We start from the raw sequence: 22,709 nt of genomic DNA, 5'->3' as shown, positions 1-22,709 counted from the left end.
GCTCAGTGGTGCGCGGCGCGGTTTTTCCGCGCCGCGTCACAACTTCACTTCCTGGTGAGGGTCACCTCCAGCTTGTTGCCCGGGCCGGAGGTGATGCCGGTGATCAGGCCGGTGAGGAAACCGCAGCCGGTGAACTGCGGGATGCCGTACGTCGCGCTCAGCTTGCCGCCCTTGAGCGGGTCGAACCCGGGCGCCGAGGCGAGCGGCACGTCGGCCGGCTTCACCGTGTGGCAGGAGTTCGACGACAGGATCGGGAACCCGAACACGCGGACCTTGGTGAGCTGGACGTCCATCTGCGCGTTCGCCTTGACCGCGCCGCCGGCCAGGGTGCCGTTGATCGCGCCGACCTGGTTCAGCTTCACCGTCGCGGACGCGGGGATGAAGCCGAGCACCCGGAAGTCCACATCGGACTTGGGCAGCGCGAGCCGGGCGCCGAACTTGCCGGACGCGGCGTCGAGCTCGGCGTCCAGGGTGCCCGGGCCGAGCGGCAGCGTGGCGTGCAGCTGCTTGAGGGCCGACTTGCCCTTGACCGAGTACTTGACGTCGATGCCGCCCGGCGTGGTCGGCTGGGTCGTCGGCGTGGTCGGCTGGGTCGTCGGGGTCGTGGGCTCGGTCGTCGGGGTGGTCGGCTCCGTCGTCGGGGTCGTGGGTTCCGTGGTCGGGGTCGTCGGCTCGGTGGTTGGCGTGGTCGGCTCGGTCGTCGGGGCCGTCGGTTCCGTGGTCGGAGTCGTCGGTTCCGTCGTCGGCGTGGTCGGTTCCGTCGTCGGAGTCGTGGGCTCGGTGGTCGGGGTCGTCGGCTCGGTCGTCGGCGTGGTCGGCTCCGTCGTCGGAGTCGTGGGCTCCGTGGTCGGAGTCGTCGGCGTCGTGGGTTCCGTCGTCGGGGTCGTCGGCTCGGTGGTCGGCGTCGTCGGCTCGGTCGTCGGGGTCGTGGGCGTGGTCGGGCTCGTCGGCGTGGTGGGCGTCGTGGTGCCGCCCGCCGGCTTGATCTCGAACGTGCCCAGCTGCTGGTTCTGGCCCGGGACGGCGACGCAGTCCGAGGTGAACGTGCCGAGGTCGGTCGGCTGGCCGTCCGCGGTGCGCGGGGTCATCGTGGTGCTGAAGTTCCCGACGGTCACCGAGGCGGTGCCCGGGCTGGGGAACGTCACGGCCGGCGCCTTGCCGCTGCTCTTGACGTGGAACGCGCCGGAAGCCGGCACCGGCGTCGAGGCGATGGTCAGCGGGAGGTTCAGGTTCAGCGTCTTGTCGACCGGGTACTTGAGCTGGGCCGCGGCCTTGGCCGAGCCGTCCAGCGACGTGGCGCCGACCAGCGCCAGGCCTTCGGTCGCGGTCTCCGGCACGGTGACGTCGACGTCGAAGGTGATCGGCGTCGACGACGCGCCCGCGACGGCGTCGTCGGGCAGGTTGGTGTCGATCTTCACCGTCAGCACCTGGTCCCCGATGAGCGGGAACGGGCAGTTGTAGTTCAGCGTCAGGCTCACCGGCGCGGCTTGGCTCGGCCCCGCCCCGACCAGCGCGACGGTCGCCGCGACGCCCGCGACGGTCGCGACCGCAAGGCCGAAGGCGGGCTTTCTCGACTTCCACGAAAACTTCACGGCTCGTCACCTCGGGGAATGGGGGAATTTCAGCGAAAAGTACCTCCGTAAAACCGGCTTAACAAGCGGCCGCTGATTCTTTGTCACGCGCAGGGGATCGGCCACCTCGCGAAGGGTCACGCAGGTCAGCGGTTGTCACGTGCGGACGGTCCGCGGCCGCAAAAATTGTCATGCGCACGGCGAATGGCAGCCATCTTCTTGCTCGTCGACACCGTGTCCCGATACCTTTTTTCCGGGCAGGGAAAGGAGCGGCCATGAACCAGCCGGTCATCGCCGTGACTGACCTCGCGAAGTCCTACGGCGAAGTCACCGCGCTCGCCGGGATCAGCCTCAGCGTCACCCGCGGCGCGGTGCTGGCGGTCCTCGGCCACAACGGCGCCGGGAAGACGACGCTGATCGACATCCTCAGCACGCGCGTCCGGCCGAGCGCCGGCACCGCGCGCGTCTGCGGCTACGACGTCGTGCAGCGCGGGCGCGCGGTCCGGCGGCGGATCGGGGTGACCGGGCAGTTCGCCGCGGTCGACGACGCCCTCTCCGGCCGCGGGAACCTCGTGCTGATCGCCCGGCTGCTGGGCGCGAAGCCGCGGCAGGCGCAGGCGCGGGCCGCCGAGCTGATCGCGTCGTTCGGCCTGGAGGACGCGGCCGACCGTCCGGCCGGCACCTACTCCGGCGGGATGCGCCGCCGGCTGGACCTCGCCGCCGGCCTGGTCGGCGCGCCGCAGGTGCTGTTCCTCGACGAGCCGACCACCGGGCTCGACCCGGTCAGCCGGTCCGGGCTGTGGGCGGTCGTCGAAGGCCTCGCGGCGCGCGGCACGACCGTCGTGCTGACCACGCAGTACCTCGAGGAGGCCGACCGGCTGGCCGACCACGTCGTCGTCCTCGGTTTGGGCCACATCACCGTGTCGGGGACGCCGTCGCAGCTCAAGGCGCGCCTCGGCAACCGGACGGCGACGCTGACCTTCGGCACCGAACTGGCGTTGCGGCGCGCGGTGGACGCGCTGGCGCGCCTCGGTCTCGCGGCGGGCCGGACCGGGCTGGTGCTCTCGGTGCCGCTGAGCGGACCGGGCGACATCCCGGTGCTGGTGCGCGCGCTCGACGCGGCCGGCGCGCCGCTGCGGGACCTCACGGTGACCGAGCCGACGCTCGACGACGTCTACCTTTCGCTGCACCGGACGGCGGTGGCGTCGTGACGCAGGCCCGGCACCGCGCGGCGGTGGCCGCGCTCGCCGACCCGGCGGCCTGGCCGGAATCCGGCTTCTGGACGCAGGTCCGCGTACTGGCGGCCCGTTCGCTGCGGACGGCGTTCGGCGACCGGCGGCTGGTCTTCTTCGGACTGCTGCAGCCGGTGGTGCTGCTGCTGTTGTTCAGCCAGGTGTTCAGCGGCGTCGGGGCGCTGCCGGGCGTGGCGGCGTACCAGGGTTACGTGAACTTCCTGGTGCCGGCGACGCTGGTCACCATCGCGATGACGACGGCGATGAGCTCGGGCGCGGGCCTGCTGGCGGAGATCTACGGCGGCTTCACCGGGCGGCTGCGGTGCCTGCCGATCTCGCTGTTCTCGGTGCTGGTGGCCCGGACCCTGGCCGACTCGGCCCGGCTGGGTGTCCAGCTGGTGGTGACGGCGCTGGCGAGCGTGGTCTTCCTGGGTTTCCGCCCGGCGGGCGGGGTGCTCGGCCTGGGGCTGGCGCTGCTGCTGACGCTGGTGGTCGGCTGGTGCCTGAGCTGGGTGTTCGTCGCGATCACGACGTGGCTGCGCAAGGCCGAGACGCTCCAGGCGGCGTCGTTCGTGGTGATGTTCCCGCTGATGTTCTCCTCGAGCGCGTACATGCCCCTGGACACGATGCCGGCGTGGGTCCGCGCGGTCTCGGCGGTGAACCCCCTGACCTACGCGATCGACGCGACCCGCGCACTGGCCCTGGCCCGCCCGATCGGCTGGTCGGTCTTGACGGCGTTGGTGATCGCCGCGGTGGCCGCGGCAGCGGGCTCCGCCCTGTCCGCCCACGCGTTCCGCACCCGCACGTAACCCGCGTGATCAGAACGCCGACTCGCGTGATTGAAGGGTCGACTCGCGTGATTGGAGCGACGACACGACCCCGGCCACCGCCCCGCGCCGTGTCGACCTTCCAATCACGCGTGTCGGCTCCCCAATCACGCGTGTCGGCTCCCCGATCACAAGCCGGCCAGGGATTCCAGGTGGGTTGCTGCCTCTTTCGCGCCACCGGCCACTGCGAACGACTCGCGAATCCGGATCGCGCCGGGGCGGAACGCCCCCGCGGACTCGATCGCGTTGCGGATGTCCGCCGCCTTCGCGCGGTCGAACCGGACCCGCACACCGGCCGACGCCGTGACCACCTGCTGGGCCAGCATCGACTGGTCGTCGCGGATCGGGGCGACCACCAGCGGTACCCCGGCGGCCAGTGCCTCGCACACCGTGTTGTGCCCGCCGTGGCACACCACCACCGATGCCCGCGCGAACACCGCCACCTGCGGGATCCGCCGGGCCAGCCCGACCCTTTCACTGATCAGGCGACCGGACGGGTCCACCACCAGCCCCTGCACGGCAGGCATCCCGGCCAGCGCGTCCACGCTCTCGGCGAGGAACCGGGCACCTGCCGAAGCGTTCGACGTCCCCAGCGTCACCACGACCAGCGGCCGATCGTCTCCAAGAGACCATTCGCCCGAAGCCGCGGGCAACGTGGGACCGACGTAAGCCACCGGAGCCGCCTGGCGGGACGGACCGGCCAACGCCCGGGTCGTGAACGCCAGCACCAGGTGCGGCGAGAACCGCAGGTCGCCGAGCAGCACGCCGTGCCGTGCACGCAGCCCCGCCTGCAGCTCGTCCACCCAGGACGCGATCTTCGGCAACGCCCCCAGCGGGTCCGCCAGTTCGGTGGACGTCGACGCCGACGTCGCCCACGGCAGCCCGCACCGCGCGGCCGCCAGCGCGCCCGCCATCGCCTGCTGGTCCACCACGACGACGTCCGGCTCGAACGAAGCCACCGCCGAGGCCACCCCCGGCACCATCGCGTCGGCCAGTGGAACCAGGTACGACTCCCACAAGTACTTCAACGCGGCGAACCCCCGCAGCTCAGGGGGTCGCAGCGCCGGCGAAAACGGCCCGGAGTCCCCGGCCGGGAACACCCGCCCGGAGACCAAAGTGGACAGTTCCGGCGCAGGTCCGCACCAGGCCACGGAGTGCCCGCGCGAAGCCAGCTCCGCGGCCACCCCGCGCAACGGCGCCACGTGCCCGGCCAGCGGCGGCACGACCAGCAGGAACCTCACGCCGCGTGCCGCGCGATCCAGCGCAGCACCAGCTCGCGCACCTCTCGGTGCTGCTCCACCAGCACCGAGTGCCCCTGCCCCTCGAACACGTGCAGCTCGCCGTGCGGCAGCACCGACGTCAGCGCTTCGAGGTCGTCGGCCTGGTAGCCGTTACTGCCCAGGATGGACAGCACGGGACAGCCGATCGCCGCCACCTGCTCCCACGTGAGCAGCGGCCCGAGCGGGACCTCCTCGGCCATCTTCGTCGACGTGATCCGCTCGGCCGCCATCCGCGCGAGCCGCCGGTGGTGGGCGCTGAAGTTCGCCTCGATCCAGTCGAAGCTCTCCTCCACCTGCAGGAACCGCACGGTGTGCGCGAGGATCTCGGCCATCTTGCCCGCCCACACCTCGGTCGCGGGCTCGGACTCGATGCACACGATGCTGCGCACACGATCCGGGTTCGCCACGGCGTAGCTGTAGGCGAGCGTGCCGCCGAAGCTGTTGCCCACCAGGTGCACCGGCCGGTCGACGCCGAGCTGCTTCAGCAGGTCGTCGAGGTCGGCGACGAAGTCCCCGAGCGTGTACCCCCGCACCGGCCGCTCGGTCTTGCCGTGCCCGCGCAGGTCGTAGCTGATGACGTCGATGCCGGCGGCCGCGACCGGCGGGGCCAGCGTGAGGTAGAAGCTCGCCAGGCTGTCGGTGCCCATGCCGTGCAGGAACACCACGGTCTCGGTGCCGCCGGCGGGCACGAGCTGCACGTTGGTGCGCAGCCCGTTCACGGTCATCGTGGGCACGTGCGCTCCCCCACGAACCGGGCGATGTCGCCGACGGTCAGCCCGATGACGTCGTCGAGGTCCTGCTCCGCCAGGTATTCGGCGAGGTTGACCTCGGCGCCGAAGTGCTCGGACAGGATGCTCGCGAAGGTCACCAGGTCGATGCTCTCCAGCTGCAGGTCCTCGTGGAACGTCGTGTCCGGGGTGATCTCGACGCCGAGCACCTCGGCGTCGCCGACGAGCTCGGTGAGCAGCTCGGCGACGACGTCGAAGACGGCGGACGCGTGGTCGATGGTCATTTCGTGCTCCTGAGGTGGGCGATGGCGGTGTCCCCGGTCAGCTCGACCGTGACGGCGAAGTCCGGGAGTTCACGGCCGCGGCCGGACACCCGGCCGTCGTCGTGGACGCGGATCTCCGCCGGGTAGACGGGTTCGGCGAGCCGCGCCCGTACGGCGTCCTTCGCGGCGATGCGCTCCAGCAGCCAGCCGCGTTGCCGGCGCGGCGGGACGGCGGCGAACTCGGCGCGTTCGGAGGCGCTGAGGTAGATGCCGGCGTAGATGTCCCGCGCGGCGACCGTGGGCCAGCGGTCGGTGACCGCGACCGAGCCGTCGTCCCGCCGTTCGGCGAGCCGGTGCCGGTCCGGGAAGGCGTAGACGCGGTGGGCCGCGCGGTCGCAGGGGAACCGGACGTCCCGCCAGCCCTCGATGCTCGCGAGCACCCGGCCGTCGCGCACCAGCTCGGCGTCCATCTCGAGCACGTCGGGCCGGGGCAGCCGGACGTGGACGAGACACCCGAGCCGCGTGCCGGGCGCGGGTTCCGGCCCGTGCCAGGTGAGCCGGCCGATCGACCGCGGGAAGGCGAGCAGGCCGTCGGAGCGCGTGGCCATCAGCCAGCAGCCGAGCAGCTGGCCGACGTTGTCGAGCAGCCCGCCGGGCGCGGACGGCACGACCAGCTCGCCGCGGATGTGCTGCTCGCCGAGGCCGGTGAGCCGGGCCAGGCCGCGGTACGCCGGCCCGTGGAACATCTCGCGCTGCGCGTAGATCTCGTCCGCGGTCAGCGGGGGCGTGGTCTCCGGTCCGGGCACCCCGGCCGGGGGCGGTGGCGGGGCGAACGCTCCCAGCTCGACGGTCAGCAGCGCGTACGGTCCGATCTCGACGGTCACCCGGTCGCCCTCGCGGCTCATCGACAGCGGCACCCGCTGCGCCGGGGAAGCGATCAGCCACCGGGAGAACACGGCGTCCCGCACCGCGACGGCCGTCGCGGCCGGCCACGTGCGTTCGACGGCCCGGCAGGCGAGGTCGACCAGCGTCGTCGCCGGCACCACCGGCCGGAAGTCGGACTCGTCGGGCCAGCCTTCGCGCTGCCGGAAGAACCGGTGGTCCCGCAGGTACGGCATCGCGGCGAGCGAGACGTCCACAGTGGACTCGGACCGCCTGTTCGCGGCCGCCGCGACGACGTCCGCCGCCGTCTGACGGGTCTCGGTGAGCAGAGCCGTGAACTCGGCGACGATCGCGTCCGGCACCCCGGCGGGCAGCTCCGGCAGGGTCCGGTCGCCGAGCAGGCCGCGAGCCGATTCCCCCAGGGACAGCAGCGAATTCCCGGTGGTGAGCCGGATCCGCCGTGGCTCCAGGGCCGCGAAGTCCGGGTTCCCGCCTTCGGTCCACAGCGCGGTCGCGACGCGGCGCAGCTGCGCGAGCCCGGACCGGGTGCCGGACGCCGCCGCGACGACGAGGTGCCGCCGCTCGCCGAGCGTGTCCGTGACGTACGAGCCGAGCTGCCCGGCGCCGACCTGCACGAACGCGCGGAACCCGTGGTCGTGCAGTGCTTCGGTCAGCTCCCGGAACCGGACCGGGCGGATCAGGTGCACGAGGTAGAGCTCGCGGACCGCGTCCGGGTCGGCCGGGTAGGGCCGCGCGGTCGTCGCCGACCACACCGGCAGCGTGGGCTCGCGCAGGTCGAGCTCCGCGGCGAGCCGGGCGAACGGCGCGAGGTGCGGCCGCATCAGCGGGGTGTGGAAGCCGGAGCGGAACGGCAGCGTCCGGGCCACGATCCCGAGACCGCGGCACGTCTCGGCGAACTTCGCGACGGCATCCGGCGGACCGCACACGATCGTCTGCTTCGTCGCGTTCTCGTGCGAGACGACCAGGCCAGCGGGCAGCAGCTCGGCGATCCGGGCGACCGGGCAGCCCAGCACCAGGTAGTCCGCGTCGGGCAGCTCGAACCCGTCGGGCCAGTACCGCTCCAGGAGGTCCGGCGCCGCCCGGTACATCCCGGCCGCCTGCATCGCGGTCCACTCGCCGACGCTGTGCCCGGCGAGCGCGTCCGGCCGGATCGCCAGCCGCCGCAGGGCCTCGTCGAGCACCAGCCCGGTCGCCGACACGCTCGCCGCGCGGTCGAGCACGCTCGCGCTCGACCACTGTGGACGGTCGAGGCCGAAGTGCGTGGCCACGTCGTCGATGCGCGGTTCGGCGCCGGCTTCCAGTCCCGGATGGACGAACGCGATCTTCCCGGCCGGCAGCAGCGGGTCGACCGAGCACCAGACGTCGCCGCCGCCGTGCCACGACCGGCCCTCGGCCGCCACCTTGGCGAGCACCTTCCGGGCCGTGGCCAGCTTGCGCTCGTCCGGGCCGACGATCCCGATCCGGCAGGGACCCTCGCCCGGGTCTGACCGGTCGAGCCGGTCCAGGAGTTCGCCGGGAGTGTCCGCGGCCAGCCGCAGCACGCGTTCCGGCTCGTCGACGCGCACCCGCCGCTTCGGCGCCGGGTCCCCGGCCGCCAGCACGACGTGCGCGTTGACGCCGCCGAAGCCGAACGCGTTGACCGCGGCCACGCGCGGCAGCGCACCCCACGGCTCGGCCTCGGCCAGCACCCGGAACCGGGTCTTGTCGAGCAGCGGGTTCGGGTCGGCGCAGTTGAGCGTCGGCGGCAGCACCCCGTGGTGCAGGGCGAGCGCGACCTTGACCAGCCCGGCGACGCCGGCCGTCGGCAGCGTGTGCCCGATCATCGACTTGACCGAGCCGATCACCGGCCGCGGCCCCTCGGCCTGGCCGAAGACGTCGGCGACGGTGGTCAGCTCGGCGGCGTCCCCGGCGGGCGTGGCCGTCCCGTGGGCCTCCAGCAGGCCGATCTCCGCCGGGTCGAGCCCGTCCCAGGCCCGCCGCAGCGCAAGGGTCTGGCCGGCGACGGACGGGCTGAGCAGGCTCGCTCCCCGCCCGTCGCTCGACGTTCCGCTGCCGCGGATCATGGCGTACACGCGGTCGCCGTCGCGCCGCGCGTCGGCCAGCCGCTTGAGCACGACGAGCGCGGTGCCCTCGCCGATGAGCATGCCGTCGGCTTCGCGCGAGAGCGGGCTGATCCGCTGGCTCGGCGACAGCGCGCCGAGCTGGGTGAACAGCGACCAGAGCGTGTCGTCGTGCGTCTGGTGCGCGCCCCCGGCCAGCACGACGTCGCAGCGGTGCCGGATCAGCTCGCCGATCGCCTGGTCGACCGCGACCAGCGAAGACGCGCAGGCGGCGTCGACGGTGTACGCCGGGCCGCCGAGGTCGAGCCGGTTGGCGACGCGGGCCGCGGCGAGGTTCGGCACGAGCCCGGCCGCGGTCTCCGGCCGGAACTCGCCGAGCGGCTCCAGCAGCGCCGCCCGCAGCCGGTCGAGGACGTCCGGCCCGGCCGAGGGCATCAGCTCGCCGACCGTGCGGGTGATCTGCCGGACGGTGCGGACGCGCTGGTCGAAGCCCCGCAGCCCGGGCGAGAGGTAGCCGCCGCGGCCGAGCACGACGCCGATGCGTTCGGGGTCGCCGAGCCGGCCGAGGCCACCGGCGTCGTCGACCGCGGCCACGGCGACGGCCAGCGCCGTCAGCTGGTCCGGCTCGGCGCCTTCGAGCGACGTCGGCGGGAGGCCGTGGGCGACCGGGTCGAAGGCGAGCGTGTCGGGGGCGAACCCGCCGCGGCGGCCGTGGGTCCGGTCCGGCGCGGTGGCGTCGTGCCCGTGGAACGCCGGGTCCCGGCGGTGCGCCGGGATCTCGGTGACGGCGTCGACGCCTTCGGCGAGGTTCCGCCAGTACTGGTCCACTGTGGACGCGCCGGGCAGGAACACGCCCATGCCGACGATCGCGACCGGCTCCTGGGTCACCACAGCGACGCCGTGTACAGCACCGCGCGGTCCGTGCCGTAGGCGAGTTCGCGGAGCAGGGCGGCGGTGCCCGCGTCCGCGTCGAGGAGGCTGATTTCCCTTCGCTCGTACTCGCGCGCGAGTTCCGGGGAAACCATGCCGCGGTGGTCGGCCGCGGGCGCCCAAGGTCCCCAGTGGACGGTCACGGCCCGGCCGGGCCAGTTCCTGGCGAGTGCTTCCAGCGCGTCGTTCGCGGCGGCGTAGTCGGTCTGGCCGCGGTTGCCGAGCACCGCGGCGATGCTGCCGAAGAACGCGACGAACCCGGGCTCGGCGTCGAGCGCGTCGAGCAAGACCCGCGCTCCGTCCACTTTGGTCTCGTACACAGTCCGGAACGATGCCTCGTCCTTGTCCGCCATGAGCTTGTCGTCGATGACCCCGGCGGCGAAGACGACGCCGTCGAGCCGGCTGGGCAGGTTCTTGACGAGGCGCCGCACGGCGTCCGGGTCACGCACGTCGAGCGCGGTGTACCCCGCGTTCCCGCCCGCGGCGCGGATCTCGTCGAGGGTGCGGCCGATCTCGCGCTGGGCCAGCACGGTCCGCACGCGACGTTCGATCTCGGCGACCGAGCCACCGCGGCCGGCCAGCACCGCGCGCATCGCCGTGGCGTCCTCGGGCAGGTCGTCCGGTTCGCCCGGCCACGGCGTCCGCCCGGCGAGTTCGAGCCGGCAGCCGGAGGCGGCGAACGCGACCGCCGCGCGGGCGGTGATCCCGCGGGCCCCGCCGACCAGCAGGACGACGGAGTCCGGGCCGAGGCCGAGCGCGGCGAGTTCGCCGCCGCCCGGGCCGGCGCCGGAGTACGCGACCGACGGGAGGTCCGCCGGCCGCGGCTCGATCGTGAAGCGGCCGGCGTCGTCGTGGCCGACGACCGAGGGGCCGTCGCTGAGGGCCTCGTCCACCAGGGTTTTCGCGACGTCCTGGGCGACTTCGACGAGCCGCGTCACGCCGTCGCGCTCCAAGGCGGCCGACCGCACCAGGCCCCGGAGGCCGGCCACGGCGTCCGGCTCCGCCGCCACCAGGACGGTCCCCCGCAGTGTCTTCAGCCGGGTGAACACCTCCGTGAGGTCCCGGGCGAGCAGCACGGTGATGTCCGCGTCCCCGGTGACGACCTCCGCGCCGGCCGCGGCGAACGCGGCTCCCACGGCGTCGTCCGGCACCGCCACGGTCTTCCCCCGCAGCCGCCCGGGATCCGGGTCCAGCGGCACGGGCACCCGCTCCAGCCGGTACCGCGTGGGCACGGCCGCCGCCGGGGTGGGGTTCAGCCAGCTCTCCAGGTGCGCGGCCAGCGCGTCGGCGGTCCGGTCGCGGCTGAGCTGGTCGGTGCGGTCGTCGGCCGGGAGCCCCAGCCGGGAGAGCAGCGTGCCCGCGATCTCGGTGCGCTTGATCGAGTCGATCGACAGGTCGGCTTCGAGGTCGAGGTCGCCGGCGATCATCTCGGCCGGGTAGCCGGTGCGTTCGCTGATCACGCCGATCACCGTGCCGCGGACGTCGGCGGGCGCTTCGGCCACCGGCTCCGGCTGGGGTTCCGGCAGCACCACGGGCTCCTCGAGCACGACCGGCGCGGGTGCGGGAGCGAAGGCGGGCGCGCTGCCGAGGTAGCCGAGCATGACCTCCCGCTGGGCGGCGACGAGCTCGCGGGTGGTGCGCAGGAAGTCGACGACCGCCTGGTCGCGGCCGGGAGAGGGCTGAGTCATGGCAGAACTCCGGTGTTTTGCGGGGATTCGTCGGGCCGGGGGCAGGGCGGGAGCCTCGGCGCCGGGCGCGCGGACGGACCGCCCGTCGACGGCCCAGGCGGTCGGGGACGGTGCGGGACGCTTCGGCCGGGTCAGCCGCTCGGTGCGGACGTCGACCCCGGCTCGCGCAAGGGTGCGCAGCGCGGTCAGGAACCCCTTCAGGTCGGGCCCGCACGCGACGACGGTGTGCGGGCGGTCGCCGAGGATCTCCCCGACCAGCCGGGTGAGCACCCGGCCGGGCCCGGCCTCCACGAACGTCCTCGCGCCGGCGTCGTACAGGGCTTCGATCTGGTCGAGGAACCGCACGGGCGCGCCGATCTGGGCCGCGAGTTCGCTTCCGATATCGTCTCCGTACGGCTTCGCGGTGCGGTTCGCCCACACCTTCCACCGGGGTGGCCCGAGGGACTCCCGCGCGAGTTCCTTGCCGAAGAGGTCACCCGCTTCGGCGACCAGCGGGCTGTGGAAGGCGCAGGCGACCGGGATCCGCTGGGCCGCGACGCCGGTCTCGCGCAGTCGCCGGATCGCGCGTTCGACGGCCGCCGCCGGCCCGGAAAGGACGACCTGCTCGGGCGCGTTGTGGTTGGCGATCACGACATCCGGGCCGATGAGGGTCGGGGTGAGGAGGTCCCGCGACGCCTTCACGGCGGCCATCGTGCCGGGCCGGGCGACGTCGGCGATGGCCTTCGCGCGGGCCCGGCTCAGCCTCAGCAGCGTTTCGGTGTCGAAGGCACCGGCGACCGACAGCGCGACCAGCTCGCCGTAGCTGTGCCCCGCCAGGAAGTCCGGCCGGACCCCGACCTGCTCCAGCAGTCTCGCCACGGCGGTCTCGACCAGCCCGAGCGCGGGCTGGGCCACGCGGGTGTCGGTGAGGGCTCGTTCTTGCGCGTCGGCTGTGTCGACGTCGAAGGCGTTGGGGGGAAACGCTTTCGCGGCGACGTCGGGAGCCAGGTCGAGCAGGTCCGCCAGCTCGGGGAAGTGCACGAAGAGCTCGGCGAGCATGCCGGTGCGCTGGCTGCCCTGGCCGGGGAAGAGGAAGGCGACCTTGCCGGGGTCCTCGTCGCTCTTCCGGACGCCACGGAGGATCTCTTCGGCGTCGGCGGGCCAGTCCCGCGGACCGTGCCGCCGGTCCGGAGCCACCGGTCCCGCGCCGAGCACCGCGTGGAAGTTCGTCCCGCCGAAGCCGAACGCGCTCACCCCCGCCAGCCGGGCCGGGTCCGGCCACGGCCGCGCCGCCGTCGTGAAGGTGAACGGGCTCGTCGCCGCGTCCCAAGCCGCGTTCGGCCGGCTCAGGTGCAGCGTCGGCGGCACGACCTCGTGCCACAGCGCCAGCGCCGCCTTGATCAGGCCGGCCAACCCGGCCGCGCACTTCGTGTGGCCGATCTGGCTCTTCACCGACCCCAGCGCGCAGCTCCCCGGCTCGGCACCCGACGACGTGAAGAACTCCGTCAACGTCCGCAGCTCGGTCGCGTCGCCGACCACTGTGCCCGTCCCGTGCGCCTCGACCAGCCCGACGTCCACAGGGGACACTCCGGCGTCGCGGTAGGCCCGTGCCAGCGCCCGGTGCTGCCCTTCCGGACGCGGCGCGGTCAACCCCAGAGCCTTGCCGTCGCTGGCCGCGCCCACCCCCTTGACCACGGCGTAGATCCGGTCGCCGTCGCGCTCGGCGTCGGACAGGCGCTTCAGCACCAGGCACGCGACGCCCTCGCCCAGCGCGATCCCGTCGGCGGCCGCGTCGAACGGGCGGCAGCGGCCGGTCGGCGAGAGCGCGCCGGCGGAGGTGAACATCAGGTAGTCGTGGATGCCGTTGTGCAGGTCGACCGCGCCGCACAGCACCAGCGAACTGGTCCCGGCGCGCAGCTCCTTCGCCGCGAGGTCGAGCGCGGCCAGCGACGACCCGCACGCGGCGTCCACCGTGTAGTTCGCGCCGCCGAGGTCGAGCCGGTTGGCGATCCGGCCGGAGATGACGTTGGCGAGCGTGCCGGGGAACGTGTCCTCCGTCGGTTCGGGCAGCTGGGCGAGCAGCTCGGGCGGCACCTCCTCGAAGTAGCCGTCGAGCAGCGACCGCAGCGTGCCGGCGTTGGCGAGGTCACCGCCCGCCTCCGCGCCGAACACGACGCTCGTGTGCTCCCGGTCGAAGTCGCGCTCGCCGTACCCGGCGTCGGCCAGGGCCCGGCGCGCGGTCTCCAGGGACACGAGCTGCGCGGGGTCGATGCGGCCCATCGCGGACGGCGGGATGCCGTGGTCGAGCGGGTCGACGTCCAGCGGTGGCAGGAACCCGCCCCACTTCGACGTCGACTGTCCGAAGTAGACTTCCGGGTCCCAGCGCTGCGGCGGGACCTCGGTGACCGCGTCCTCGCCGCGCAGAACGTTCGACCAAAAGGCTTCGAGGTCGGGAGCGCCCGGGAAGGTGCAGGCCATCCCGATGACGGCGATGTCCCCGGACTCCGGAGACACTGCCTGTTCTTCCCGCCGGGCAAAGGTTTTCCCGGAAGTCACGTCAGCGTGCAGCCCGGCGACCGTCGTCCGGCGGTCGCGCAGCACGGCGACCTGGCCGGCCAGGTACATCCCCTCGGCGAGCTGGGTTTGTTCGTCAAGGCGCTCACCGTCGCGCCGGACGCCCTTGCTCGCGACGCGCAGCCGTCCGGTGTTCAGCTCTTCCAGCCGCTGCCACGCTTCCTGGGCGGGCACGTCGCGCAGACTGGCCTTGACCTGCTCGAACTCCGCCGTGTACGGGCTCGGCAAGCACCGCGTCCGGTGACCCGGCGCGGTCTCGAGCGTGACGGTGGCGTCGGCGGCGAGCACGCGCTCCTGGAACAGGGCGGTGATCGCGCCGTGGGTCACGGCTTCTTCGGTGAAGAGGTAAGCGGTGCCCATCAGGACGCCGACGGCGTCGAGCGGCGCCGCCATCGCGGTGACCATGGCAGCCGACCGGGCGTCGTGGATGCCGCCCGCGAACAGCACTTCGACGTCCTCGGCCGCGCCGAGGACGGCCAGCTGTTCCTCCCACAGCTCGAAACTCGACCGCGGGCCGACGTGCCCGCCGCATTCGGCGCCTTCGAAGACGAACCGGCGGACCCCGGCGTCGAGGTACTGGCCGAGCAGGATCGGCGACGGGACGTGCACGAACGTCGCGATCCCCTCGGCCTCCAATGCCTTGACCTGCCCCGGTTTCCCGCCCGCGATCAGCACGCACCGCGGCCGCACCGCGCGGATCGCGGCGAGCTGCTCGGCCAGCAGGCCGTCGGGCACGAAGCCGAGGATGCCCGCACCCCACGGCCGGCCGCCGAGGCGTTCGGCGGTGGCGGTCAGCAGCTCCGTGGTGCGCGAGCCGTTCGCCGTGGCCACCGCGACGAAGGGGAACCCGCCCGCGTCGGCGACCGCGGCCGCGAACCCCGGCTGGTCGCTGACCCGCGTCATCGGTCCCTGGACGACCGGGAGCGCGCTGCCCAGCGTCCGGCACAGCCGCGTGCCCAGCCCGGCCGCCGGGACTCCGGCGCCGCTGACCCGGCGCACGCCGGTTTCCGTCGCGGCCGGCAGCACCACGCCCGCCGCGCCGCCGGCGAGCGCACCGACCGCGGTGCGCGGCCCGGCGGCGGTTCCCCACACCGGCACGTCGAAGGCGGTCAAGAACTGTTGCAGCAGCACGAAATCGCTCAGCTCACCACCGCGCGCGACCAACCCGAGCGCGCCGCCGTCCACCGCTTCGGCCGCCACGGCGAGGTCCGCGACCTCGGCGAGCGCTCCCGCCCACGGCGCTCTCGTGCGGACGGCGAAGGCCGCGCCTTCGGGCAGCGGACCGTCCGTGCGCACCCCGTAGGGCACCCGGACCGCGGCCGCGACCAGCCGCAGCGCGGCCGGATCGGCACCGTCGAGCACCCCGAGGCCGCCGCCGCGCGCGACCGCGGCGACCACGCCGGGGTCGCCGAAGCCCAGGCACCGCAGCCGTCGGGCGTGCGACGGCGGGACGAGTTCGGCCATCGGCGGACCTCCTGTGAGCGGGGTGGGTGATCTTCACCGAACCGATTCCAGGAATAACGCACCGAGCACCCGGAAAGCAATACTCGTGCTAGGCTGCGAAAGTGCGACCAGCTTGCAATCACCGCCCTGACCAGCACTTTTATCATCAGCATCGCAATCGGAAAATACATTTTTCGCACGTGGATGACAATTCCACTCCGAATACCTGGAGCCCGCGTGGAACTGACCGGACGGGTCGTCGTGCTGACCGGCGCCGCACACGGAATCGGGGCCGCCATGGCGCGGCGCTTCGCCGCCGAGGGCGCGGCCGGGGTGGTTGTGTCCGACGTCGACGCCGCGGGCGCCGGGCGGGTGGCGGACGAGATCGCCGCCGCGGGCGGCCGGGCCGTCGCCGTGACCGCGGACGCGACGTCCAAAAAGGACCTGAAGACGCTGGTCGCGGCGGCCCGCGCCGAGTTCGGCGAGGTGGACCTGTTCTGCGCCAACGCGGGCGCGGCGTTCGGCACCGGTGTCCACGCGGCGGACGAGCAGTGGGCGAAGTCGTGGGAGATCAACGTCATGCAGCACGTCCACGCCGCGCAGGTCGTGCTGCCCGCGATGCTGGCGCGCGGCGAGGGCTACCTGCTGATCACGGCGTCGGGCGCCGGGCTGCTCGGCACGCCCGGCGACGCGCCGTACTCGGTCACCAAGCACGCCGCCGTCGGCCTCGCCGAGTGGCTGGCGATCACCTACCGGCCGCGCGGGGTGCGGGTCAGCGCACTGTGCCCGCTCGGCGTCCGGACGGCGCTGCTCGAACCCGGCATCGCCGCCGGTCACCCGGCCGCGCTGGCCATCGCCGCGGCCGCGCCGCTGCTCGAACCCGAGGACGTCGCCGAGGCGGTCGTGCGCGGCCTCGGCACGGAGGAGTTCCTGATCCTGCCGCACGCCTCGGTGCGGGAGTCGTTCGTGCGCAAGGCGGGCGCGGTCGACGCGTGGATCGACGAGATGGCCGTCCAGGGAGGCTGACGTGGAGTACCGCAGGCTCGGCACGAGCGGGCTCGCCGTGAGCGAGATCGCCTACGGCAACTGGCAGACGCACGACGCTCCCGGCTGCGTCGCCGCGGCGCTGGACGCCGGCGTCACGACGTTCCACACCGCGGCGGCGTGGGACGGCGGCGCGGCGGAAGCAGCTTTCGGCGGGGCGTTCACCGGCGTCCGTCGCGACGAGCTCGTGCTGTGCACCGGGGTGTTCTGGCCCGAGGGGCCGGGGCCGAACGACGCCGGGCTGAGCCGCAAGCACGTGATCGCGTCGCTGGAGGGCTCGCTGCGGCGGCTGCGCACCGACCACGTCGACGTCTACCAGCTGCTGCGCTTCGACTACCGGACACCGGTCGCCGAGACGTTCCTCGCGCTCTCGGATCTGGTGCGGCAGGGGAAGATCCGGTACGTCGGCACGGCGGAGTGGACGGCCGAGCAGCTGCTGCAGGCCCACGAGGCGGCCGCGTGCTACGACGTGCCGTTCATCGCCAACCAGCCGCACTACTCGATGCTGTGGCGGGTGCCGGAGGCGCAGGTGATGCCGGTGGGCGAACGGATCGGCGTCGGGCAGTTCGCGTCGGTGCCGCTCGCGCAGGGCGTGCTGACCGGCAAGTACCGGAAGGGGCGCGTCCCGGCGGGCTCGCGCGCGACCGGGCCGGCGCACGCGCGGCCGTTGCTGATGCCGGAGCTGCTGGAGCGGGTGGAGCTGCTGCGCGGTGTCGCGGACGACGCAGGTCTGACGATGGCGCAGCTCGCGCTGGCGTGGACGTTGCAGCACGAGACCGTCGCGTCCGCGGTGGTCGGAGCGAGCACGCCCGAGCAGGTCACGGAGAACGCGAAGGCCGCCGGCGTCCGGCTGGACCTCGACGTGCTGACCCGGGTCGACCACCTGCTCGGCAGCTTCGTGCAGACCGACCCGCGGCTGGTGTGGTCGCCCCCGGCGTTTTCAGCGTCTTCAGCCTGAGCCCAGGCAGACGAACGGCCGGCGGAACGGGTCGACGGCGATCGCGTCGGCCAGCGCCAGGGCGGGGCTGTCCCGGACGGCCAGCGCGCGGTAGTAGTCGTCCATCGCGGCCGCCGAGGCCAGGTCGCCGACGCGCGACAGCGGCGCGATCACCGTGCGGGAGCCGCTGGCGAGCAGGGCGCTGGCGAAGCCGAGGGCTTCGTCGCCCGGCCGGATCCGGTTGAGCGCGAGCTCGCACGCGGCGAACACGACCTGCCGCGGCGGTTGCCGCAGCCCGGCCATCTCGTGCCCGAAGAGGGCGCCGTCGGCGAGTTCGAGACGGGAGAACAGCGCGTTTTCCGGCTCGTGCGCGCCGTGCGCGGCGAAGTGGGCGAGCTTGGCGCCGTCCATCGCGCGCAGCACGGACTTCACGGTGGCCTTGGCGCCGGTCATGGTCGTCGCGGTGCGGTAGTGGGTGGTCAGCTTCTCCAGCTCCCCGCGGGCGCCGGTCAGCCCGGGACCGCGGACGAGCAGGATCTTGCGTGCGCGCGACAACTTCGTCAGCTCGGCGGCGAGCCACGCGGTCGCCGACGGCGCGACGACGGTGGGCCGCCCCCGCAGCCCGGGCAGGACACCCCACGGCACGGCGTAGAGCGGCCCGGTGGGGACGATGACCAGCTCGCGGTCGCCGAACACCTCGGCCAGCGGCCGGATGAGCTGGGCGTCGAGCTTGTCGGCCTGCTTGCGCGCGGAGGCCATGACGACCTCGGCCAGCCGTTCGGGCAGGTTGTCGGGCGCGAGGGCGTCGAGGTCGACGTTGAGCACGCGCGCGGACTCGGCGGCGGCCCCGGCGGACCCGAGCCGCACGAGCCGGCACTCACCCCCGGCGACGACGACGGCGACGAGCTCGTCCCCGGAAGCGGCGAAGCTGACCAGGGCTCGTTCGCCGAGCTGCGCGACGACCTCCCCGAGCCCGGCCACCGGCCGCGGCCGGCCCCAGCGCCCGGTGTGCCAGCCGAGCCGCTGGGCCTCGCGAAGCCGTTCGTTGTACTTGGCCCGCAGGCCGGCGATGGGGTGGCCGTCGTGCTGGGCTTCCTGGATGGCCTGCCCGAGGCCCCGCACCTCGGCCACGCGCGCGGCGAGCTCGGGGTCGGTCCCGGCGGACAGCGGTTCGTAGCGGTAGGTCTGGGCGCGGGTCCGTTCGAGCCAGACGAACAGCCGCCGGGCGTCGTTGCGTTCGAGCACGAGCTTGACGGCGAGGTCGGCGAGCTCCTGCCCGTGCAGAGCGGTACCGGACACGAGGTCCAGCCCACCCATCCGGTCCCGGACGGCGTCGAGCTCGGTGAGCCCGGACCGGATCTCGGTGAGCGCCTTGGCCCGGTTCCCCTGGGCGACGGCCAGCTCGGCCCGGCAGAGGCGGCGCAGCATCCGGTAGTCGATGGGGGTCAGCTGCCCCGGTCGCGGAACCTTCTGGAGGGTTTCGACGGCGCGTTTGAGGTTGCCGCGCCGGATGTCGAGGCGAACGGCCAGCATCCGCGCGGTGGCGGCCTGGTCGGCGAGCTGCGGAGTCGGCATCTTCGCGGCGAGCCGGAGCGCCCGCGTCGGCAGGGCGGCCGGGATTTCCCCGGCGCGGAGCGCATCGCGCGCATCGGCCTGCAAGCCGGTCAAGGTGGCGTTGGCGATGCAGGTCTGACAGCCGACTCGCAGCATCTTGCGGCGGCTGGAATCGGCCATCTGCCGCGCAAGCTCGATCTCGTCGGTCATCAACGCGGCGGAAGCGCGGTACAGCTCCGCACGCGCCACCTCCCGGGTGATGCTCTGTTCGGCGAACAGCTTCGGCAGCACCTCGTCCAGGTGGGCGCCGGCCTCTTCCGCGAGCCCGGCGGCCAGCAGGGCCTCCGCCTGCTCGAAGCGCAGGCCTTCCGGAACGTCCAAGTCCAGCGCGCGGTAGCTGCGCTCCGCCATCTCGTACAGCCGGAGAGCCTCCGGAACGTCGCCGGTGCGCAGGGCGAGCATGCCCATGGTGCGCCGCATGTCGGCGGCGACGGTGCGGAGCTCGTACTTCTCGGCGAGCTCGAGCGACCGGTTGAGGTCTGACTGAGCCTCGCTGACGTTCCCCAGCCGGATCTGGACCCACGCCCGCGACGACAGGGTCTGGACGAAAGCCCCCATCCTCGTCTCGGGCGCCGGGCCGTTCGCCAGCCGGTACTCCTGGTGCGCGACGGAGATGTCGAATGAGCCCAGGCTTTCCTCGTTGCGGCCGACACTCATCAGCCGGGCCGCGTAGTTGTGGTTGAGCGAGCCGTTGAGCTCGGCTTGCAGGATTGCGTCCGGTACCGCGTTGATCAGCAACCGGACGTCGTCGAGGCCGGCCAAGCCCGCCGCGAGGTCCCCGCTGATCTCGGAGGACAGCGCGGCCATCAGGCTGGCGAGCCGGATCCGGGTGACCAGCCAGTCGGTCCGGTGCTCCTGCGCGACGGGGTGGATCGAGTCCAGCATCGTCATGCCGCGACGCAGCAGCCGGACCCCCTCCCGGTAGTGCTTCAGGCAGGACCCCTCGGCGGCTTGTCGCTGAAGGCCGCGGACCGTCTCGATGACTTCGGTCGGGTCCAGGTTCGTCACAGGCACACTCCTATGACATCACAGCAAGTCGCAGAAAGAAGCCCGCCTGCCAGGCGAAGATCGGCAGGCGGGCGATCACGAATCGGTGAAGCTCAGGACTTGACCACCTGGTAGCACGGGTTCCCGCAGTTCGGGGTCACGACCGGGCCGTCCTTGAGCGGCGGGTGGTCGATGTGCACCCAGCCGTGCTCGTCCGGCTCGGGGTGCGGGACCACCGGGCCGGCCTTCTCGACCGGCTCCGGGGTTTCTTCAGGCTTGGTGTCCGTGGGCGTCGACATGGTCGATCTCCTCTCCCCTGGGGATCTGCATGGGGCCGCTCACCTGTGACGGTGAGTCCCCCTCGCGGGGCCCTCTCCCCGCGAATGGGGCAATAGTTCCACAACGGAGCAATGATCGGGAGGGTTTTCGCTACAGAAAGTCAGTCCGACCCGCGTGATCAGGCGAAACGCTGCGGTGGGAACGTCCTAACGAGTGAACTCTGTAACGAGAGCTGTAGGGGACGTGCATCCCGCCGGATGGCGGAGGTCGGGTTAGGACCGTCCGGAGTGGGGTGTTCCGCCAGGCGCGGACGGCGATCTCGGACTGCTCCCACGCGGCGCCGACGGCTCGCCTCGGCGCGCCCCACCTTGCTTGCTCACCGAGGCGGACCTGGGCCAGTCCTCGCTCTCGATGGAGCCCAGCGTCGGGCCGCTGCGCGCCGGCGCGCTTCCGGTAGCCCTGCGCCCAGCCAGCCTCTGCCCGTCCCGCGCTCGGCCAAGTCAAGGCACCCGGCCAAGTCCGCGGCGACCGTGTTCGCGTATCGCAGCCGCCGGGCCTGCCGTAGCGAAGCTCGCCAGCCCCCTGCCCACCACCTCGCGCTCGGCGATCTGCGCGGGCGCAAGCTCCGCTTTCGGACGTGCGCGCACTACTCTCCTGGCCGCCCGGCCAAAAGAGTCCTTTGTGGACAGTTACCTCGTCATGCCTGCTGGTCCGTCACCGCCTTGTGGATTGCGCTCACCAGCCGCGCGTTCTCGGGCGCCGCACCGCCTGGGAAGGCGAACCGGCGGCGGTTGTAGCCGTAGGCCAGGCCGCTGCGGGGGTCTGCGAACGCCTGGGAACCCGCCGCGCCGCTGTGGCCGAATGCACCCTGTCCGAGGGACGGGTAGTCGTCCGAGACGATCGCGAAGCCCAGGCCGAAGGCGTTGTGGTTGCGGGTCGACAGGTCGTCGCCGATGGAATGGATCTGGGCGAACTCCGCCGCCGTCTCCGGGTGCAGCAGCCGCTCCGGGCCGCTGATCGCCGCCGCGTACATCCCGGCCAGGCCGCGTGCCGACGCCACGCCGCCCACCGAGGCCGGGCTCAGGCGGCGGACCACCTCCATGTTCGGCAGGTCCCAGAGTTCCGGCGCCTTCGGGTGGTTGCGGTTGAACGCGATCCCGGTGATGCTGTCCGGCCCCGTCGCGTTCGCCTCCAGCTCGGCCAGCTGCTCCGGCGTCGGCAGCATCGGCTGCGTCGTCAGGAACCGAGGCTCCAGCTCCTCCGGCAGCCCCAGGTAGAAGTCGAGGCCGAACGGCTTCCGGATCCGCTCCTCGTAGTGCTCCTGGATGCTGCGGCCGGTGACGCGCCGGACGACCTCGCCGGTCAGGGCGCCGATCACCAGCGCGTGGTAGCCGAACGCCGTGCCGGGACGCCAGTACGGCCGCTGCGGGGCGAGCCGCTCGGCGATCACGCGGTCGTCGGCGATCTCGTCGGCCGTGAAGCCGGCGTCCGCGCCCACGACGCCGGCGCGGTGCGCGAGCAGCTCCCGCAGGGTGATCGCCGCCTTGCCCGCCGCGCCGAACTCCGGCCAGTAGTGGCTGACCCGCTGGTCGAGGTCGAGCACGCCGTCCTGGACGAGCAGCGCCACCACCAGGTGTGCCGCACCCTTGGTGGAGGAGAACACCCCGGTCAGCGAGTCGGCGGTGATCTCGGGCCCGGTCCACAGGTCGACGACGCGCTCGCCGTCGACGTGCGCGACGAGCTGGGCGGCGTAGTCGCCGCCTTCGGCGGTCGCGACGGCGGCGAACTCCTCGCGGACGGACTCGAACCCGTCGGCGACGGTCCCCTGGATGTGCTCGGACGACATGGCGGCTCCCTCAGTGATCTTTCGCCTGCGCCTGGAGTCAACCCCTGCGGCGGCGAGGTATTCCGCGTAACGCCGGGGCGTGACGCCGAGATGTTCTCGGCATGGGGGCACCGGAGTCCGAAGCCGAAGCGACGGAAACCACGCGACCCGGTCGCGGCCTGGCGATCGCGTCGCTCGCGATCGGCGCGTCCGGGCTCACGCTCGCGGTCGCCACCTGGGCGGCCTGGCTGATCGTCCGGCCGCCGATCGTGACCGCGTGGGTGTATTCCTGGGTCGCGCAGTCGTTCGTGCTGGTCCTCGGCGCATTGTGGTTCGCGTTGCTGCCGATCAGCGTGCTGGCACTGGTCTTCGGCGTCTACGCCGGTGCGCGCACCCGGCCCGGCCCGGGACGGATCGGCGCCACGCTCGCCGTCATCACCGTGCTGCTCGCGTTGTCGGGGGCCGCGGTGTTCGCGACGACGTCGTGGCGGCAAGTCGGCCCGCCCGTCGCCTACTTCGACACCCGGCCCGGCCCGGCCCGGTAG

The 22,709-nt window shown here is 73.2% G+C and carries 14 protein-coding genes; 5 read left to right on the top strand and 9 right to left on the bottom strand.

Features of this window, described 5'->3' with window-relative positions; translation table 11 throughout:
* Positions 1 to 44: 44 nt before the first annotated feature.
* A complete protein-coding gene (locus tag QRX60_RS21490; protein WP_286002551.1) occupies positions 45 to 1,592 on the bottom strand; it encodes a DUF6801 domain-containing protein in 1,548 nt (515 codons plus the stop codon).
* A 254-nt stretch (positions 1,593 to 1,846) separates the two neighbouring features.
* Between QRX60_RS21490 and QRX60_RS21485 the strand changes: the two genes are divergently transcribed.
* Complete coding sequence (locus QRX60_RS21485) at positions 1,847 to 2,782, top strand: ATP-binding cassette domain-containing protein (RefSeq protein ID WP_286002550.1); 936 nt, start codon at positions 1,847 to 1,849, stop codon at positions 2,780 to 2,782.
* On the top strand, positions 2,779 to 3,612 hold the full coding sequence (locus tag QRX60_RS21480) for an ABC transporter permease (RefSeq protein WP_286002549.1): 834 nt from the start codon (positions 2,779 to 2,781) through the stop codon (positions 3,610 to 3,612). The genes QRX60_RS21485 and QRX60_RS21480 overlap by 4 nt, the downstream gene beginning before the upstream one ends.
* A 146-nt stretch (positions 3,613 to 3,758) precedes the next feature.
* Here QRX60_RS21480 and QRX60_RS21475 read toward each other — a convergent pair whose 3' ends face one another.
* From QRX60_RS21475 to QRX60_RS21455, 5 genes are read right to left on the bottom strand one after another with little or no spacing between them, the layout of a single operon-like run.
* On the bottom strand, positions 3,759 to 4,871 hold the full coding sequence (locus QRX60_RS21475; protein WP_286002548.1) for a glycosyltransferase: 1,113 nt from the start codon (positions 4,869 to 4,871) through the stop codon (positions 3,759 to 3,761).
* Positions 4,868 to 5,644 (bottom strand): alpha/beta fold hydrolase, encoded by a 777-nt coding sequence (locus QRX60_RS21470; protein ID WP_286002547.1) that lies wholly within the window; start codon positions 5,642 to 5,644, stop codon positions 4,868 to 4,870. The genes QRX60_RS21475 and QRX60_RS21470 overlap by 4 nt, the downstream gene beginning before the upstream one ends.
* Positions 5,632 to 5,922 carry an acyl carrier protein gene (locus tag QRX60_RS21465; RefSeq protein ID WP_286002546.1) on the bottom strand — a complete coding sequence of 97 codons (291 nt, stop codon included), beginning with the start codon at positions 5,920 to 5,922 and terminating at the stop codon, positions 5,632 to 5,634. Before QRX60_RS21465 ends, QRX60_RS21470 begins: the two co-directional genes overlap by 13 nt.
* On the bottom strand, positions 5,919 to 9,755 hold the full coding sequence (locus QRX60_RS21460; RefSeq protein ID WP_408630243.1) for a beta-ketoacyl synthase N-terminal-like domain-containing protein: 3,837 nt from the start codon (positions 9,753 to 9,755) through the stop codon (positions 5,919 to 5,921). Before QRX60_RS21460 ends, QRX60_RS21465 begins: the two co-directional genes overlap by 4 nt.
* Positions 9,749 to 15,499, bottom strand: coding sequence for a type I polyketide synthase (locus QRX60_RS21455; protein WP_286002544.1), 5,751 nt, complete (start codon positions 15,497 to 15,499; stop codon positions 9,749 to 9,751). The genes QRX60_RS21460 and QRX60_RS21455 overlap by 7 nt, the downstream gene beginning before the upstream one ends.
* A 216-nt stretch (positions 15,500 to 15,715) precedes the next feature.
* Here QRX60_RS21455 and QRX60_RS21450 point away from each other — a divergent pair, with 216 nt between their 5' ends.
* Both QRX60_RS21450 and QRX60_RS21445 read left to right on the top strand, forming a co-directional pair.
* Positions 15,716 to 16,504 carry an SDR family oxidoreductase gene (locus QRX60_RS21450; RefSeq protein ID WP_286002543.1) on the top strand — a complete coding sequence of 263 codons (789 nt, stop codon included), beginning with the start codon at positions 15,716 to 15,718 and terminating at the stop codon, positions 16,502 to 16,504.
* A 1-nt stretch (position 16,505) separates the two neighbouring features.
* Entirely contained in the window at positions 16,506 to 17,480 is a 975-nt protein-coding gene (locus QRX60_RS21445; protein ID WP_286002542.1) for an aldo/keto reductase, read from the top strand.
* On the opposite strand, the gene QRX60_RS21440 is transcribed toward QRX60_RS21445, so the two are convergent.
* From QRX60_RS21440 to QRX60_RS21430, 3 genes are all read right to left on the bottom strand, one after another.
* The gene (locus tag QRX60_RS21440; RefSeq protein WP_286002541.1) at positions 17,472 to 20,081 is read right to left on the bottom strand and encodes a CHAT domain-containing protein; all 2,610 of its coding nucleotides are present in this window, start codon (positions 20,079 to 20,081) and stop codon (positions 17,472 to 17,474) included. The genes QRX60_RS21445 and QRX60_RS21440 overlap by 9 nt on opposite strands.
* Before the next feature lie 92 nt (positions 20,082 to 20,173).
* The gene (locus QRX60_RS21435; protein ID WP_286002540.1) at positions 20,174 to 20,359 is read right to left on the bottom strand and encodes a hypothetical protein; all 186 of its coding nucleotides are present in this window, start codon (positions 20,357 to 20,359) and stop codon (positions 20,174 to 20,176) included.
* Positions 20,360 to 21,036: 677 nt separating this feature from the next.
* Entirely contained in the window at positions 21,037 to 22,185 is a 1,149-nt protein-coding gene (locus QRX60_RS21430) for a serine hydrolase domain-containing protein (RefSeq protein ID WP_286002539.1), read from the bottom strand.
* Positions 22,186 to 22,286: 101 nt separating this feature from the next.
* Between QRX60_RS21430 and QRX60_RS21425 the strand changes: the two genes are divergently transcribed.
* Positions 22,287 to 22,709, top strand: a complete 423-nt coding sequence (locus QRX60_RS21425; RefSeq protein ID WP_286002538.1) for a hypothetical protein — start codon at positions 22,287 to 22,289, stop codon at positions 22,707 to 22,709.

It is taken from the genome of Amycolatopsis mongoliensis (assembly GCF_030285665.1).
Lineage (GTDB): Bacteria > Actinomycetota > Actinomycetes > Mycobacteriales > Pseudonocardiaceae > Amycolatopsis > Amycolatopsis mongoliensis.
This window is presented reverse-complemented; position numbering and strand designations above follow the sequence as displayed.